Source organism: Dyadobacter endophyticus, from assembly GCF_014641595.1.
In the GTDB taxonomy this organism is placed as follows: Bacteria; Bacteroidota; Bacteroidia; order Cytophagales; family Spirosomataceae; genus Dyadobacter; species Dyadobacter endophyticus.
Genome location: NZ_BMIA01000002.1, coordinates 762812 through 780355 on the forward strand (window position 1 = coordinate 762812; position 17544 = coordinate 780355).

A 17544-nucleotide genomic window follows, 5' to 3' on the forward strand; every position below is an offset into this window, starting at 1 on the left:
TATTCCCCGAACCTTTTATATTCCTAAACATCCCTTAAGATCAAGTGCTACGTACCTTTATCCTAACCCCTTTCATTTTCTGTTTCATCATTTTCCAAAGTATTGCCCAGAAACCGAACGAAAATTACCAGTACCATATCCATTCAGCCGCTTCGCCGGTCAAAATCGATGGTGTAGCCGACGACCCCGCATGGTCGGCCGCGGAAACGGCGAAAGACTTTTTCATGATCACGCCTATGGACACGAGCTTTTCCAGGGCGCTCACGGATGTGAAAATGTGCTACGACAAGCACAACCTCTACATCCTGGTTGTAAACTACAAACCGATCCAAGGCTCACTGATCGTGGAATCGCTGAAACGTGATTTTGCATTCGGGAAGAATGACAACTTCCTCCTTTTCATGGACACGTTCGATGACAAGACCAACGGTTTTTCGTTCGGTGCCAATGCAGCGGGTGCTCCCTGGGACGGCCAGCAGGGCGATGGCGGCACGGTTGACCTCAGCTGGGACAACAAGTGGGTAAGTTCCGTTAAAAACGAGGATGACAAATGGGTTTGGGAAGCGGCCATTCCCTTTAAAAGTATCCGCTATAAACCAGGTATTACACGCTGGGGCATCAATTTCAGTCGCCAGGATCTGACTATTTCCGAGAAATCGTCGTGGGCACCCGTACCGCGGCAGTTCCCGTCTGCGTCGCTCGCGTACACGGGCGTGCTCGTGTGGGATGTACCGCCCCCCAATCCGGGACCGAACATTTCGGTGATACCTTATGCGGCCATGCGCATGACGAAGGACCACCAGAACGACATTCCTACCAAATACAAACCGACCATCGGCGGCGACGTCAAAATAGGTCTTACACCATCGCTGAACCTCGATTTGACCGTCAATCCCGACTTCTCACAGGTGGACGTGGACGTGCAGCAGACTAACCTCGACCGTTTTGAGCTATTTTTTCCCGAGCGCCGGCAGTTCTTTCTTGAAAACGCCGACCTTTTCGCCAATTTCGGGTACGCTACCATCCGGCCGTTTTTCTCGCGGCGCATCGGCTTGGGCGTACCGATCCAGTTTGGGGCACGTATGAGCGGGAAGATCAATAAAAACTGGCGTATCGGCGTGCTGGATGTACAAACTGGCGCTAATGATACACTCACGCCCCATAACAACTACGCCGTGTTCGCATTGCAGCGGCAGGTGCTGGCGCGTTCCAACGTGCGGTTCATTTTTGTCAATAAAGATGCAACCAATTATACGCTCGAAAGGCATTCGGCCACTAACCGCTACAACCGGAACGTCGGTGCGGAGTTCAACCTTGCGAGCGCCAAAAACCTGTGGACGGGAAAGGTAATGTTCCTGAAATCTTTCACGCCCGGTAAATCCTCCGACGATTTCACGCACGCCGCCGACCTGAAATTCACCAAGGCGAATCTAATATGGCAATGGCAGCATGAGTACGTGGGCAAAAATTACAATGCGGAAGTCGGCTACGTCCCCAATGCCGTGCGCATGGGTTACTATAAAATCAGCCCGAACGTTGCCTATCTGTTTTTTATCAAACACCCGAAAATCATCAGCCACGGGCCGAAACTGGTAAGCAATGTTTACTGGGACAAAAAATTCGATCTGAGCGACCGGGAGTTCATCTTGTCCTACAACGTCAACTTTATCAACCGCGCGACGGTAGCCGTGTGGGGTTCCAGCAACTATGTGCGGTTGCTGCGCCCTTTCGATCCTACCAACCTCGGCGGCGCTACATTGGCGACCGGTACCGAGCATAACTGGAAAGCCGTCGGTTTCGACATCGTTTCTGGCCCTCAAAACCGCCTTACTTACCTCGCATCGGGCATTTTGGGGGGGTACTACCAAAACGGCAAGCGTAACAATCTGCGGGCCGAGCTTGGTTATCGCGTTCAGCCGTACGTCGCCATTACGATGGCCGGCAACTACAACGATATCCGGCTGCCCGAGCCCTGGAAGCGTACCCAACTGTGGCTCGTAGGTCCGCGCGTGGACGTGACGTTCACTAACAGCCTGTTTTTCACGACATTCATGCAGTACAACAACCAGGCCGACAATATCAACCTGAATGCCCGTCTGCAATGGCGCTACAAACCGGCTTCCGACCTTTTTATCGTGTACACCGACAATTATCTGCCCGAAAACTTCAAGGTGAAAAATCGGGCGATCGTGCTGAAATTCACTTATTGGTGGAATCTTTAATAAAACACTTCAATATTCTTCTTTTTGAGCTGGCTCAACTGCTCGCTGTATTTACGCTCGGCATCCTGTCCTAAAAACGGGTTGCCGCGCAAATGCAGCTTGTCGAGCTTGCTGATCTGCAAGAGCTGCATCGGAAATTCGGGAAAGTTGTTGCCCGACAAATCCAGTTCTTGCAGGTTTGTAAAAGCGACCAGCTGCGATGGGAAGGTGGTCAGCCAGTTGTAGCCGAGATCCACAATGCGCAACTCCTTCATACGCGTAATGCGCTCAGGTAGTTTGCTAAGGTGATTATGATGCGCGTAAAGTGTGTGCACGCGTTTCAGCTTATCGATGCGCTTCGGCAATGCGGTGACCTGATTATGGGAAACTGCAAAATGCGTCAGGCGTTTCAGCTTCGTGATCGATTTTGGCAGGGTTTCCAATTTATTATAATACAAATCCAGCACTTCCAGTCTGCGCATTTTTCGGATGCCTTTGGGCAACACTGCTACATTTGCCTTGTAGAAATTAAGGTCTTTAACGGGTTTCAATTTGCTGAAACTGGCATTAGTTAGACCGGTCAGCTGGTTATTCCCGAGCCAGAGCGTTTCGAGCTTTTTACAGTTGCGGGCAGCATGCGGGATGTCGGTAATGAGGTTCTTCTGTACATTCAGCAGCTGCAATGATTTGTTTTTGCTGATGGCAATGCTGTTATCACGTAATATGTTTTTGCTTAAATCGAGGTGCCGCAATTTGGGCAGGCGCGCCATGTCCAGATCGACGTTTTCGATATCGTTGTCGCCCAAAAACAGCTCTTCCAGGTTCGGGAAGCGGTATATTACTTCCGGGACGGACGTCAACAGGTTCTGTCCGAGCGCGAGCGTCTTCACCTTCAACGTATCTTTCGTCGCCACAGCCTCTACCAGGCCATGTACTACACTATCCTTTTTGATATGCGGCTCCCTGGGCGGCCGGGTGAAGAAGCCCACGAAAACGATGATAGAAGTTTTGGCACCGACCGTCCTGCGTGAGACAAAATCGGTGAGGTATGGCGCAATCCGGGACGAAATAATGGTTGCCAGCGAGTCGGCCACGGTCGATTCCTCCCGCTGCTTTCCGTTTACAGGTCGGAAACCGCTCGTGACGGCCAACACCAGGTAGTCGATTTTGCCCTTCTCATTCAGGTAAAGGGTGTTCCAGACCGTATAATCCCTAAATTTGTCGGTTTCGAGAATTTGTCCGTAAATACGCTCAAATGCCGTCTGTACCGTGTGCGGCTTTTCGTTCACTTCGCCTTCAACATTCAGGTAATCATGTCTTAGTTTCTGCGAAAGATCTTTGGGAACGTCTTTGTGGATCAGTACCACAGGCTGCGCCGCCAGGCCGATGCCTGCAACGAGCAATAAAACAGTGAAGAATATTTTCATGACAGGCAGTATTAAGTGAGCACGCAAACATAACTAAAAGAATAGTTATATTATTATACTTACTTATATATTTTCTGTCGTAATTTACTCATTCCTATTTACTCCGTTCAATCGTATACTGAACGAGTTGTTCGAGCGAGCGGCGGTAGGGTGAGTCGGCGAATTCGTTGAGCAATGTTAGTGCTTCCTTTACATACCTTTCCATTACCTCCTGCGCGTAGCGTAACCCCCCCGAGTCTTTCACGAATGCGATTACTTCACTTACCTTGTTGGGTTTGTGGCTTTCGTTGCGGATAATGTTGATAATGCGGCGTTTTTCGAGCCAGGGCGCGTGGTTGAGCGCATAAATGAGCGGGAGCGTCATTTTCTTTTCCTTGATATCGATACCGAGCGGCTTTCCGATTTCGTCCTCACCGTAATCGAAAAGGTCGTCCTTGATCTGGAATGCCATCCCTACCTTCTCGCCGAATGCGTGCATTTTTTCTACCACCTCCTTCGCCGCGCCTACCGAGCTGGCGCCCGCTGCACAGCACGAAGCGATGAGCGACGCGGTCTTCTGGCGGATGATCTCGTAGTAAACCTCTTCATTAATATCCAGCCTGCGGGCCTTTTCGATTTGCAGCAGCTCGCCTTCGCTGAGCTCACGGACGGCCGTCGAAACGATTTTCAATATTTTGAATTCCTCGTGATCGACCGAAAGTAGCAGCCCGCGCGACAACAGGTAGTCACCCACGAGCACGGCTATCTTGTTTTTCCACAATGCGTTCACAGAGAAAAAGCCACGGCGGTAATTGGAATCGTCCACCACGTCGTCGTGTACCAGGGTGGCCGTATGCAGCAGTTCGATCATCGCGCCACCACGGTAGGTCGATTCGGAGATATTGCCACAAACCCCTGCGGACAGAAATACGAACATTGGGCGCAGCTGCTTGCCTTTCCGCCTCACGATATAGTTCATGATCTGGTCCAAAAGCATTACTTCGCTTTTCATAAACTGGCGAAACTTCTGCTCGAAAGCTTTCATCTCATCCGCAATAGGAGCCTGAATTTCCTTTATTGAAAGGGTCATATTCATGTACGAGGGCTTAAAGGTCCCTCCTGATAATAAAAGGAAGCGAACAGGGGCATAAGTTTGTAAATATGTTCGTTTAACCCTCTGAACTCTGATCTTCAAATTTGGAATAAAATCTTCTGTTTATATCAATTTTAAACCGAAAATGTTTAGAATTGAACAAAGGCCAGGGCGTCCAAAACTGCCGACAGCCGACAGCCAGCAGCCGAAGTACAAAACTAAACCACGTAAACCAGTCGATATGAAAGCACTCGTTCTCGGCGGAGGATCTATGAAGGGAGCATTTCAGGTAGGTGTGATCCAGGCAGTCCTGGAAAACGGTTTTGAACCTGAAATGGTGTACGGGATTTCGGTAGGCTCGCTCAACGCCACGTTCCTCGCCAATGAAACCGGCAAGCAAATAGCCGAAAACAAAAAGATAGACTGGCCGCTGGCAGGTCGTAAGCTGCTCGAATTCTGGATCAAGAATATCACCCAGCCCCAGGATATTTCCACGCTGCGCTCACGGGTAATGCTGGGGATGAATACACTAATGAGCCGCTTTGACGGCATTGTGGACCCGTCGCCCCTGCATCAGCTCATCCGCAAGCACCTGCACGACGATTACCTCCGCGATACGCCCATTAAGGTTAAGGCCGGTGCTGTGAACATTGGTACCGGGGAAATGAAATATGTCTCCACACAGGATCCGCATTATGTGGATTTTGTATGTGCCAGCTCATCGATTCCGATGCTGATGCCGGCAATCGAAATCAACGGTCAGCTTTACCTCGACGGCGGTTTACGCGAGGTCGCGCCTATACGCGAAGCGATCGAGGACGGGGCAACGGAAATTATCCTGATCGGCTGCCATTCTCCCCTGCTCTACCAGCCGGAAGATATTAACACGCGCAATCTGATCACGCTGATCGAGCGTGTGCGGGATATTACCGTGAACCAGATTGTGAACAACAATATTCAATGGGCCGAGTCGTACGTCGACCGCTCGAACCTTCGGGGCAAGCCGATGAAACTGACGGTAGTAAGGCCATCGACACCGCTTTTCCTCGATTTACAGCATTTCAACTCGGAAGATATTTCGAGGCTGATCATAGAAGGCTACCGCGCGGGTGTGGAATCAATTTTGAATGCCGAAAAAGGCGGAGACTCGTCGATTACCGATCCGGCTATTAATGGAACGGCCATTCGCGATTCTTCCAGACATGGGCCACTTCACACTGAATCAAACAATGTAAAATCGTAATGAAAAACCAGACAAGGCAGATATTCGCGGTACTGCTGCTCGCTGCCCTCTCACACACTGCCCAGGCCCAAACCGGTGACTGCCGGTTCAAAGACGCCGAAGCGCTGAAAAGTTACCTGAAGCCAGGCAAGCGTACCACACCATTAATCATGGCGCACCAGGGCGGTACCGAAGACGGCTTCCCCGGAAACAGCATGGCTACCTTCGAACGAACTTACGCAAAAGTGCCATGCGTGCTCCTTGAAATCGACGTCCGCGCCACAGCTGACAGCCTGCTCGTCATCTCGCACGACGACGACCTTGCATTAAAGACGAATGGCAAGGGCTTATTGAGTAAAAAGAAGTGGAAAGAAGTCAGCAAACTGAGGTTAAAAGATCCCTATGGCTCCATGACGGAGCACCCCATACCCACATTCCAGGATGTTTTGAATTGGTCGGCCGGCAAGAATTTGGTCCTGATCGTCGATAAGAAGCCCGAAACCAGCATTACCCAAACTATCAAAATGCTTCAAGGAACGGGAAATCTTTATAAATCGGTATTGATCTGCTATTCGCTACAAGAAGCCCAGTTCGCACATAAGCTGGCACCACAGCTCATGCTGGCGGTAGGTTTCAACAGCCTCGAGCACATCGACACGATCGAGCAGTCGGGCTTGCCGTTTGAACAGCTTGTGGCGCTCACGCCACGAGAATTGCAGGACGGATCATTTTACCAGCGCATTCACGACCTGAACGTCGCATCTTCACTAGGCACGAACGGCAATATCGACACGCTTCAAGCCACGGATTCACGGCCATTGTACCAAAAGATCCGGGATTCCGGCGGGCCGGATATTATCTGTACCGACAATCCGATTTTGTTGCAGAGTATTTTTTATAAGAGGGACTGAAAGGAGGAAAGGGAGGATGGAGGAAAGGGAGGATGGAAAATGTCAGGCTGACAATAAGCAAAACAAAACGAGCCCGCATTACTGCGGGCTCGTTGTTATCTGAAGGCTCGCTATCCTTAATTAAAAATATAACGGATACCGATTTGTGCCTGCCATACGTCGTTGATTGTTCTTGACTTCACAAACGCATCACGTACGAGCACAGTCTCAGTGGATGTGCCGTTGCTGATAACCTGCGTACCCATACGGTAGGTGGGAACACCCTGAGCGTTTACACTCGCGAAGTTGAGCGGGTTGGATTGCGTGCTGTTCGAAGAAGCAGTTACCTGGTTTGCTACACCCCATTTATTGTTGATCATATTACCAACGTTGAAAATATCGGCACGCAGACGGATGATATTCTTCTTGTCCTTTTTGCCCACTTTTACGTAGAAATCCTGCTCGACCGTTACATCGAAACGGGTCAGCCATGGGTAAGCACCGCCATTACGCTCTGCATATTTGCCTTTTCTTTCCGACAGGTAAGGATGGTTGTCGATGTATTTCTGGAATGCTTCGGCCTGCTGTTCCGGCGAGAATGTATAAGTTTTGCCGTTCGCAGTAGTTGTCAGCGTCTGGAAAGTAAGGTCGCTTGCTTTGTTTGGAACAAAGATCAGGTCGTTGTTCTGACCGTCGCCGTTCATATCGGTAGCGCTGATGTAGGAGATTTTGGTACCGCTTGAAGATACGCCTCCCAATGTAATCATCGTAGCTCCACCGAATTTACCGCCATACTCTTTGCGGTAAGAAACGTAACCTACGAAGCGGTGACGAACGTCGTTACCTGAATAGGCCAGATCAAGATAGTTCAACCCATTCACACCCGGCACGTTGCCTTCCACGGTAGAAGAAACCGAAGCAATGTCCTTAGCCATACCGTAAGTATAACCTACCATTCCACCGAAACCGCGTGTCGCAGGTTTTTCGAGTTTACCGGTCAATGAGTAAGAATAGCCTTTATTCGTGTTAGTCAATACGTAAACATTTGATACGTCGTCTTCTATTAAGCGGGCTGTCGTCGCAGCACCTCCGCTAAGACCCGACGCAGGGAACCTGTTGCGAGTATCAGGACCTGCGAATTGTGCAGTAGGCGCTTTCAGGTTTACATCAATGTAGCGAAGCGAGTTGTAGTTTTTGTTGAAAATACCTTCCACGGTGGCTACAACGCCCCAGCCAAGTTGCTGGTCGATACCAATGTTACTTTTCCAAATTTGTGGCAACTTCAAATTTTCGTCCGATGCGTTCACCTGATAGCCTTTAAGTACCCCGGTCGAATCCGGATTGTAACGCGACGGATCCAATGTGAAAGGGTAGGCAGTCGTATTGCTTCCGGAGATGGTTGCAGAGTTCACACCATTGTTACCCAACTGGTTCGAGATCAACACGTAAGGAATGCGGGAAAGAAACAAACCGGTTCCTCCGCGAACCTGCGTAGTGCGGTCGCCTTTTACATCCCAGTTGAAACCTACGCGTGGTGAAAGGTAAACGCGGGATTTGGGAACATTACCTGTATTCACTTTATAAATTCCGCCATTCGGATCGCGGAAGTCTATTTTCGCGACATCTGCATTGTAATATTGCTTCGAAGTATTCGGCATGTTGACATAATCAGCGCGAAGACCGGCAGTAAGTTTGAAGTTAGGTGTAGCCTGGAACTCGTCCTGTGCGTACAAACTGATCGTCTGTGTTTTGAACACCTGCCATGGAGCGGCACCGCCCGGAAGTAATGAGTAGCGGTAGTTAAAACGTACCACGGTATCAGGAGCAGTCGTCAGGTCCTTGTTTGCCAGGTATGCATTCGCTGCATTTTTGAAATCCTGGATCGATTTGAATACCCAAACACCATTTGAGGTCGGGAAGAACAGGTTGTTCGACTTGAAGTGCTCATATGACGCACCGACAGTCACTGTATGCTTTCCTGCGAAATACGTCAGGTTGTCGGTAATGTTGAAAGTAGAGTAATCCAGACGGTTGTTCGGTGTAAATGGATCCGAACCGATGGTAGTGTAAGTCGATCCGTCTTTCTGGATTTCGATCGTCGGGAAGATCGGCGCTTTATATTTGCGGTCTTCAATCTGTTTATTGAATGTACCGATCAGGTTGTTGGCAAACTTACCGCCGAAGTTCGAGTTCAATTCCGCTACGAAGGAACGCGTGTTGTCCTGGATAATGTAGCCTGTATTCTGCGGAGAAATCGCCGAAAGCGAATTGGTGCGGTTACCGAAACCTGCCGTGTTGGAGCTGTTGCTTTGGCTGATCAACACGTCCGAATCCGAATCGTGGTGCGAGTAACGCAATGTCAGCTTGTGCTTATCGCTGATGTTGTAGTCGATGCGGGCAAGAAACTTCTTGCTTGTGTTCTCGTTGTTAAAGCCGTCCAATGCACCTACGTCGTACTTGAACTTGTCTTTCATGAAGGAAGAAAGGTCCTCCATATCAGCCAATGTAGTTCGCGATATGTTACCGCCTGATCCCTGGCCACGGTTCAGTACGAAGTCGAGCGCCGGGCTTGAACGTTTTACGAACTCACCATTTACAAAAAAGAACAGTTTGTTCTTGATGATCGGACCGCCCAGGCGGAAACCGGTTGTTTTTTCGTTGAATTCAGCCACCTTGAAATCGCTGCCGTCAATCTTCTTTCCTGCCAGGCTCTTGTTTTTAAAGAAATGGAAAACAGAACCTGAGAATTCGTTGGTACCCGAGCGCGTTACCGCGTTGATACCCGCACCCGCGAAGCCCGATTGACGCACGTCATAAGGAGCGATGTTGATCTGTACTTCTTCGATCGCATCCAGAGAAATCGCCGTCGAACCAGTACGACCACCCGCCTGCGCTTCGTTACCCAAACCGAAACCGTTGTTGAACACGGAACCATCAATGGTGAAGTTGTTATACCGGCTGTCCTGCCCGCCGAAAGAGCGGCCGTTGCTGTATGCGTTGTATTTGGTAATGTCATTCAGCGTACGTCCAAGCGTAGGCAGGCTTGTGATAAGGCCTTTGTTGAAAGTAGTAGCTGCACCCGTGCGGTCGGAGCTGAAAATATCGCTTCCGGCGCCGGTAACAATCACCTCCGCAAGGTCGGTCGAACCGTCTTTCAGTTCGAAATTGACGTTGGCGGCAGTACCGAGGTTAGCAAAAATGTTTTCCTGTGACTGCTCATTAAATCCCACGAAAGATACTGTCACCTTGTAAGGACCACCCACGCGCACTGCCGGGATCGTGTAAAGTCCTTGTTCGTTGGTTACCGAGCCGTATTTTGTTCCCGACGGTTCGTGTATCGCAACGACCGTGGCGCCTGGGAGCACCTCGCCTTTGCCGTCTGCCACACGTCCCGTAATGGCTGATGAAGTCACCTGGGCTTGGGCCCCAGGTCCGAATAGAGAGAATAGAAGTGCGGTAACCGTGAGGCAGACCGCCCGGAAGAGTAAACTTTTCCCGTTCATAAATTTGGTGATTTGGTTTGTAAGAATACTAGCGGATTCATTCAAGGAGGATGAATAATTGGTGCAAAATAATAGCTTTTTACGTTTACAAACAAAAGACTAAATCCTACTAAAATGCAATACTAATCTTCGTAACTAGCTGATTTATTGAAATAATGCAGATTCGTGCAACAATACTTCAATATTTTCAATTTTATCAAATCATTAAGAAATTGCAAGAAGGGCCAGAGGCTTTGGAAGGGCAGATTTGAGGGCAGAAAAAAGATTTTTTATCTATCAGGCAGCAATTATTATACCACAAGGTAACCGCTGTTTAACAAATAATTAAATTTTAGGAAGGACCGTTTTTTTCCTTCCCGGAAATCCTTACAACCTTTGCGATGTGATTATCGGCTGTGGGCTGTCGAAATATTATCGTTCAACCAACATTATGCAACTCAATTTCAAACAAATAGGCGAAACAGGCAAGCCCCTGATCATCCTCCACGGTGTTTTCGGCTTTCTCGACAATTGGCTTACGATCGGGAAAACCCTTTCGGAGCAGGGTTACCGCGTTTACCTGGTCGACCAGCGCAACCACGGACGCTCCCCGCACGAAGCCCCGCTCAATTTCCCGACGCTCGCCGCTGATTTAAAGGATTTTCTGGACCAACAGCAAATCGCTTCACCGATCTTGGTCGGGCATTCCATGGGCGGAAAGACGGTCATGGAATATGCAGTGACCCACCCCGGCACGTTCGATGCACTCGTGGTGGTCGATATCGGGCCCAAAGCCTACCCTATTCACCACACCAAAATCCTGAAAGGGCTGAATGCAATTCCGCTGGACCAGATCGAAAACCGCAACCAGGCCGACGAAGTCCTTAGCGAATACGAGCCGTTGCTGGGCGTGCGGCAATTTTTACTGAAAAACCTGTATAGAAAAGAAGAAGGCGGCTTTGCCTGGCGTTTTAACCTGCCGTTGCTCACAACCGACATGGCCAATGTGGGCGCGCAGATCAAGTCCGACGAGCCGGTAGAAACCCCCACGCTGTTCATGCGGGGAGCTAATTCTAATTATGTATTGGATGAAGACCTGGAAGGCATTCTCGATCTTTTCCCAAACGCACAGTTGAAAACGATCGAGGGAGCAGGGCACTGGGTGCAGGCTGAGCAGCCGAAAGCATTTGTCAGCACCCTGCTTGAATTTCTGAATGAAGCTATCTGACGTATTTCGTTCTCGGTGAATTGCAAGTGCCTATTATAAGCTGGTCATCGCTTAGCGATATTTCCCAGGTCGGACAAGTAATGCAGTTCAGCAGTTCGCATTGCGGGTTGTTGGGCAATGCAATTTGTGGTTTTACATCGAGCAAGGTACCATTGATGATCATGGTAGCAGGTGCGCAGCAGCGCGGGGTACCGTTGGCGTTCAACACAACGCCGTCATGCCGAAATATCAACGAATCGGATTTGGCAGCGGCAATCGGCTCCCAGGTACTTTTATTATCCAGTGAAGATCTTTCAACCTCAACAGAATGCCAGATACCCGACACTGTCGAGAAAGCGTAATTGGGTGAAGGGTCGTTGACACTATCTTTTTTACAAGACAATAACCACACCAAAACAAGGGGTATGTATAATAGTCTTTTCATACTTATTAAATAATTTTATTTACTCCGTAGATTCACAATCAGGCTTTTTGGTTGGAAAGGAATGAAAAAATGCAGCACCTATGAATGATTCCGGGATTTCCCTGTACTTAATCCCTACAATACTGGCCGAAGGGACGCAAAACGACGTACTCTCTCCCCAGATCCAAGATGCCGTACGGCACCTGGATGTTTTCTTTGTGGAAAACATCCGCACCGCCAGGCGGTTCATCAGCAGCCTGAAACTTGGCCGGGTCATCGACGAGTTGACATTTATCGAACTGAATAAAGATACCCCCGAAACGGAAACCGCTGCTTCGCTGCGAAACCTTTCAAAAAGTGCGGGTGTAATATCGGAAGCCGGCTGCCCCGGCGTCGCCGATCCGGGCGCGGTAGCCGTACGCATTGCGCACGAGCTGGGGATACGCGTGGTGCCTTTGGTAGGGCCGTCGTCCATTCTGCTGGCATTGATGGCATCGGGAATGAGCGGACAGTCATTTGCATTTCATGGCTATCTGCCAATCGATAAAGTACAGCGTAAAAAAGCATTGCAAAACCTTGAAAGAAATGCGCGGCAATACCAGCAAACGCAAATATTCATGGAAACTCCTTTCCGCAACAACCAATTGCTCGAAGCCGTAATAGAAGCGTGCTCACCCGATCTGGCCTTATGCATTGCAGCCAATGTAACCGCCCCCGACGAGCTGATCAGGACAATGCCGGTGGGAAAATGGAAAGCGGCGAAGCCTGACCTGCACAAAATCCCTTCGATTTTCCTGATCGGATAGGCTTTTAGAGAAAGATATTGATCTATCTTTCGTTCTTTTTGAAAACTGCTATTCACTTTGAAAAAATATATTCTGATAGCCATTCTGGCAGCGGCGGGCCTGTGGAGCTGTAATGAAGACAGTCTCGACGCCAGTATTACCGTCGATTCCAACTTCCAGTCGGGAACAGGGGGTACGGATGGCTGGACTCCCGAATATGCCGGATTCGCAGCAACGGCCGACTCTACCCAACTCGATACTGTCGCCGCTACCGCGTTGCTTCCCCGCGGCCTCGACACCACACAATACGGCTACCGGATTCTGTCGAGGTATTCCAAAGGCAATATGTTCAGTTACCTTAAAAAGCGCGTGAGTGGTTTTACCCCGAACAAATCTTACGAGATGGTGCTTCAGGTCGACCTGGCGACGCGATACACCGCAAGTACGATTGTCGACAAGGTCACATTCAAAGCGGGCGTATCCCCAATCGAGCCATTGACAAAGCTGGTTTCCGGCACGTATACATTCAACCTCGACAAGGGCACGGGCAACCAATCAGGCAAGGCCGTTTTGCTGGCCGGAAGCATTGCCAGTACCAATTCCGACACCCGTTACCACACATTATTAAGGTATTCCAATGACGGACAACCCGTTACGGTGGTCGCCAATAACGAGGGCGAACTATGGTTTTTCGCCGGGACCGATTCCGATTATAAGGATACGACGATATTTTACTTCGACCGCATCATTGCCCGGTTCAAAGAACTGTAAAGTGTTTTGTAAATTCGCCCCCATTCATTAACCCACATATCCCTACCGGAATGGTCCAGGTACAAACATTTGTTTTCAACCCATTTTCTGAAAATACTTATCTTCTTCACGACGAAACAGGCGAGGCCATTATTATCGATCCGGGCTGCTACGACCGTGCGGAAGTGAACGAGCTCGCCGCATATATTGAAGAACACGGCCTGAAACCCGTGCAGATTGTGAATACACACGCCCATATCGACCACGTGCTCGGCGTAGCCGCGCTCAAACGGAAATACGGCATTCCGTTTGTCTTGCATAAGCTGGACGAGCCGCTTTTGAAGGCCGTTAAATCTTACGCGTCCAATTACGGCTTTTCTACATTTGAAGAACCCGAAATCGACAGCTTTATCCGGGAAGGCGAGACTATTGAATTCGGCAATACATCCCTGAAAATCCTATTCGTACCTGGCCACGCGCCCGGGCATGTGGCATTTGTGAATGACGCGGATAGATTCGTGATTGGCGGCGATGTGCTGTTCCGCATGAGCATCGGCCGCACCGATCTCCCCGGCGGCGACCACGGCACCTTGCTGAAAAGCATCCGGGAGCAAATGTTCACCCTCCCCGACGATTATACCGTTTATGCCGGCCATATGGAACCTACCAACATTGGTTTTGAGAAAAGAAACAACCCGTTTTTCAAATAGCGCCTTATGATCCGTCGCAACATCCCCAATGCCCTCACCTGCGGAAACCTGCTTTGTGGCTGCATTGGCGTGGTAGAAGCATTCCACAATAACCTGATACTATCGTGCCTGCTCATTGGCGTCGCATTGATATTTGACTTTCTGGACGGTTTTATCGCCCGTTTGCTGAAAGTCACCTCCCCCATCGGACGCGACCTCGATTCGCTTGCCGATATGGTGACGTTCGGCTTGCTGCCCGCGATCATCCTGTATCAGCTGCTGATGCAAAGCATTCCCGACCTCTTGGGTATCTGGAAGGCCTATCCGGCGTTTATCATCGCCATTTTCTCGGCGATCCGTCTCGCGAAATTCAATAATGACCCACGCCAGTCCGATTCGTTCATAGGCGTGCCCACACCCGCGAATGCGATGCTCATCGCTTCCCTGCCGCTCATCGTTCACACAGAGAGCGCGTTTTGGAAAGATATCATCATCAATACCAACAATCTATTGATTTTAAGCGCCGTCATGTCCTATGCCCTTGTGATGGAGCTTCCCCTGATCGCACTCAAATTCAAGCAGTTCGGCTGGAAAGGAAATGAATCACGCTTCATTCTAATTGGGATCACAGTTCTTTTGCTCGTTACCTTAAAATTCCTCGCCGTTCCTGCAATACTAATCGTGTACGTACTTCTCTCCATTGCCGACAACCTCAGGAAAAAGCAGATTTGAATTGGTAGGCACGACTTTTTTTTGCATTTTTGCAATCTTTCCGGCAACGTATGTTGCTTATTATTATCATTTTAGCATTAAATACCGTTCCTTTCTGCCTTTTGACCCTCAGCAGCTTTGAACAGTCCCGATTAGCATGGCATTCTCCCGCATTACAGGCCTGGGTTTCTACGTTCCCGACAATGTTATTACCAACGACGATCTTACGCAATGGATGGAAACCTCCGATGAGTGGATCCGTGAGCGGACCGGCATTCAGGAACGTCGGTATTTCGAGTATGGAAAAGATACCAATTACAGCATGGCTGCTGCGGCATCGCGGCAGGCGTTGGACAGGGCCGGGCTTACGCCTAACGACATCGACGTGATCGTGTACGCTACCATTACCCCCGATTATTTCTTCCCTGGCTCGGCATTTCTGATGCAGCGTGAACTGGGGATGGACGGCAAGCCGGTGATCGACATCCGCGAGCAATGCTCAGGCTTTGTGTACGCACTTTCGATTGCCGATCAGTTCATCAAATCGGGGATGTACAAAACGGCATTGGTAGTTGGTTCGGAGATACAGTCATCCTGGATCGACAAGAGTACTGCCGGGCGTAATACCGCAGTTATTTTTGGGGATGGCGCCGGAGCTGCGGTAGTTTCCGCAACGAACGATCCCCAACATTGTATATTATCTACACACCTCCACGCCGACGGCCGGTTTGCGGAAGAACTCTATGTGAAAGATCCGGGTAGCAGCCGCGAAGGTCGCCCGGTAAGCCAGGAGGTAATCGACGGTGGCGGGCATAACGTCTATATGAATGGCAATGCGGTTTTCAAACATGCGATCGTACGGTTTGGCGAGGTGATCCAGGAGGCATTGGAAGCCAATGGCTACACCGCCGGCGACATCGACTTGCTCGTTCCGCACCAGGCAAACTTACGGATCAGCGACTACGTACGCCAGCAACTTGGGCTTGCTGAATCGCAGGTAATCAACAACTTACAACGTTTCGGAAATACGACGGCCGCTTCCATTCCTATCGCATTGACCGAGGCTTGGGAGACCGGAAAAATTCAGGAAGGCGACCTGATTTGCCTCGCGGCCTTCGGCAGCGGGTTTACTTGGGCATCGGCACTCATCAGGTGGTAGGTTCCGGACTAGAATTGTCCGGTCGACAACATTACCAGCGTGCACCCTTCTATTGGTATGATATTTTTATCTATTAAAATATCCTTAAATTCAGGATTCTCTGTACCAGGGTTGAAGATAACGCGTTTAGGATTTAGAGAAACGATATAATCGTAGTATTCAGGTTGGTGGCTCGGATTGATATACAAAGTGACGGTATCTACGTCTTTCCAGTCAGTTTTGTCTGTGTTGATTTCTTCTCCTAATGCAAAACCTTTCCTGCGTCCGATGAGTAAGATGGGATGACCATAGTGCGTGAGTTTCTGTGCGGCCAGGTAAGCGTATCTGGATGGGTTGGGAGTTGCTCCAATAATGAGTGTACGTTTCATGCCAAATCAATTTAGTAGAAAATAAAGGGCCAAATGTGTCCATAGCCGCCGCGGTCGCTACCGCCCCGGTATTAACAGCAGCCCCACACACTTTTTAAAACACCAAAAGATCGTTCCCGCGTTCTCGACGGGAATGGTAACGTAAAGACCAACTGTACGACCATAGAACCTTATAATATATTTTATCAAATGAATGAATCAAATGTAAGCCGGAGCTTCTGGAATGAAAAGTGGGCAAAAATTATATTCGACGAGATCGAGAATGCTCCTCATTACGAGGTGTCTAATTATGGCAGACTGAAAAGTTTTCAGAACAACCCGAAGGAAGGAGTCGTGATCAAGGGATCTGTCATTCAGGGTTATAGGTCTTTGAATATCCGCGTCGCAGGCGGGAAAACCATTAACCGGTACGTGCACAAACTCGTAGCCGAGCACTTCGTGGACAGGCCGGATACCGAGCACAACTTCGTGATCCACCTGGATTTCGATAAACAGAACAACTACTACGAAAACCTGAAATGGGTTACAAAAGCGGAAATGATCGATCATAACCGCGAAAACCCTGCATTCATCAACCGGGTAATCCCGCGCCGTACCAAAAATTACAAACTCACGGAAAGCAAAGTACGGATCATCAAAAAATTGTTGAAAAACGACAATAACCGCTTGAAAATGATTGCGAAGCAGTTTGGGATTACACATACCCAGCTCAACCGCATACGTTCGGGGGAGAACTGGAAACATGTAACCATTGAGGATTGATTGAAATACTTATTTGAGTTTTTCTGCGGCGGAAACCGTATAACCGCTGCCGTTCGCACCCTCTTCAAAATCAACTGACACGCCGATCACGTACATTAAATGGCGCTTGTCTATCAGCACCTTAATGCCTTCGATGAGGTATGCCTGGTCATGCTCTGTGGCTGTGTCGAACCCAAGCAGAAAAGATCCGCTGCACGCACCCCCTCTAAGCCCTACCCTAAGTCCGTAGGTATCCGGGATTTTATTGGCTTCCAGGGTTGATCTGATTTCTAGCTGCGCCTTTTCGGTCAATTGAATTGGGTTATCCATTCCTGCTCTTTATTCTTGATTGCGATAAATGGGTTAACGCAAACCGTTGCCGTTCCATTCGCGTTTTGAAATAAAATATCAGCCAA

Annotated in this window: 16 protein-coding genes; 10 read left to right on the plus strand and 6 right to left on the minus strand. The window is 49.4% G+C overall.

What is annotated here, in order from left to right:
* Positions 1–44 precede the first annotated feature (44 nt).
* Positions 45–2222, plus strand: a complete 2178-nt coding sequence (locus tag IEY24_RS15400; protein ID WP_188933602.1) for a DUF5916 domain-containing protein — start codon at positions 45–47, stop codon at positions 2220–2222.
* Here the strand turns inward: IEY24_RS15400 and IEY24_RS15405 are convergent.
* Together IEY24_RS15405 and IEY24_RS15410 are read right to left on the minus strand one after the other, a co-directional pair.
* A complete protein-coding gene (locus IEY24_RS15405; protein ID WP_229222382.1) occupies positions 2219–3628 on the minus strand; it encodes a leucine-rich repeat domain-containing protein in 1410 nt (469 codons plus the stop codon). The genes IEY24_RS15400 and IEY24_RS15405 overlap by 4 nt on opposite strands.
* 94 nt (positions 3629–3722) lie before the next feature.
* Complete coding sequence (locus IEY24_RS15410) at positions 3723–4697, minus strand: polyprenyl synthetase family protein (protein WP_188933604.1); 975 nt, start codon at positions 4695–4697, stop codon at positions 3723–3725.
* Between the two features lie 244 nt (positions 4698–4941).
* Between IEY24_RS15410 and IEY24_RS15415 the strand changes: the two genes are divergently transcribed.
* Positions 4942–5943 carry a patatin-like phospholipase family protein gene (locus tag IEY24_RS15415; RefSeq protein WP_188933606.1) on the plus strand — a complete coding sequence of 334 codons (1002 nt, stop codon included), beginning with the start codon at positions 4942–4944 and terminating at the stop codon, positions 5941–5943.
* Positions 5943–6833: a glycerophosphodiester phosphodiesterase family protein gene (locus tag IEY24_RS15420; RefSeq protein ID WP_188933609.1), complete on the plus strand. Its 891-nt coding sequence runs from the start codon at positions 5943–5945 to the stop codon at positions 6831–6833. The genes IEY24_RS15415 and IEY24_RS15420 overlap by 1 nt, the downstream gene beginning before the upstream one ends.
* A 116-nt stretch (positions 6834–6949) precedes the next feature.
* On the opposite strand, the gene IEY24_RS15425 is transcribed toward IEY24_RS15420, so the two are convergent.
* A complete protein-coding gene (locus IEY24_RS15425; RefSeq protein ID WP_188933611.1) occupies positions 6950–10315 on the minus strand; it encodes a TonB-dependent receptor in 3366 nt (1121 codons plus the stop codon).
* Between the two features lie 430 nt (positions 10316–10745).
* Here IEY24_RS15425 and IEY24_RS15430 point away from each other — a divergent pair, with 430 nt between their 5' ends.
* Complete coding sequence (locus IEY24_RS15430) at positions 10746–11522, plus strand: alpha/beta fold hydrolase (RefSeq protein ID WP_188933613.1); 777 nt, start codon at positions 10746–10748, stop codon at positions 11520–11522.
* Here IEY24_RS15430 and IEY24_RS15435 read toward each other — a convergent pair.
* Positions 11515–11946 (minus strand): hypothetical protein, encoded by a 432-nt coding sequence (locus IEY24_RS15435; RefSeq protein WP_188933615.1) that lies wholly within the window; start codon positions 11944–11946, stop codon positions 11515–11517. The two genes, IEY24_RS15430 and IEY24_RS15435, sit on opposite strands and share 8 nt — an antisense overlap.
* An 80-nt stretch (positions 11947–12026) precedes the next feature.
* Between IEY24_RS15435 and IEY24_RS15440 the strand changes: the two genes are divergently transcribed.
* From IEY24_RS15440 to IEY24_RS15460, 5 genes are all read left to right on the plus strand, one after another.
* On the plus strand, positions 12027–12731 hold the full coding sequence (locus IEY24_RS15440; RefSeq protein ID WP_188933617.1) for an SAM-dependent methyltransferase: 705 nt from the start codon (positions 12027–12029) through the stop codon (positions 12729–12731).
* 57 nt (positions 12732–12788) lie between these two features.
* Positions 12789–13481 carry a hypothetical protein gene (locus IEY24_RS15445; RefSeq protein ID WP_188933619.1) on the plus strand — a complete coding sequence of 231 codons (693 nt, stop codon included), beginning with the start codon at positions 12789–12791 and terminating at the stop codon, positions 13479–13481.
* 50 nt (positions 13482–13531) lie between these two features.
* Positions 13532–14170 carry an MBL fold metallo-hydrolase gene (locus IEY24_RS15450; RefSeq protein WP_188933621.1) on the plus strand — a complete coding sequence of 213 codons (639 nt, stop codon included), beginning with the start codon at positions 13532–13534 and terminating at the stop codon, positions 14168–14170.
* Between the two features lie 6 nt (positions 14171–14176).
* Positions 14177–14881, plus strand: coding sequence for a CDP-diacylglycerol--serine O-phosphatidyltransferase (pssA, locus tag IEY24_RS15455; RefSeq protein ID WP_188933623.1), 705 nt, complete (start codon positions 14177–14179; stop codon positions 14879–14881).
* Between the two features lie 136 nt (positions 14882–15017).
* Entirely contained in the window at positions 15018–16019 is a 1002-nt protein-coding gene (locus tag IEY24_RS15460; RefSeq protein ID WP_188933625.1) for a 3-oxoacyl-ACP synthase III family protein, read from the plus strand.
* Positions 16020–16027: 8 nt separating this feature from the next.
* Here the strand turns inward: IEY24_RS15460 and IEY24_RS15465 are convergent, their stop codons facing one another.
* Positions 16028–16387 (minus strand): CoA-binding protein, encoded by a 360-nt coding sequence (locus IEY24_RS15465; RefSeq protein ID WP_188933627.1) that lies wholly within the window; start codon positions 16385–16387, stop codon positions 16028–16030.
* A 189-nt stretch (positions 16388–16576) separates the two neighbouring features.
* Here IEY24_RS15465 and IEY24_RS15470 point away from each other — a divergent pair, with 189 nt between their 5' ends.
* The gene (locus IEY24_RS15470) at positions 16577–17149 is read left to right on the plus strand and encodes an NUMOD4 domain-containing protein (RefSeq protein ID WP_188933629.1); all 573 of its coding nucleotides are present in this window, start codon (positions 16577–16579) and stop codon (positions 17147–17149) included.
* 9 nt (positions 17150–17158) lie between these two features.
* Here the strand turns inward: IEY24_RS15470 and IEY24_RS15475 are convergent, their stop codons facing one another.
* Positions 17159–17458 (minus strand): HesB/IscA family protein, encoded by a 300-nt coding sequence (locus IEY24_RS15475; protein WP_188933631.1) that lies wholly within the window; start codon positions 17456–17458, stop codon positions 17159–17161.
* Positions 17459–17544: the final 86 nt, after the last annotated feature.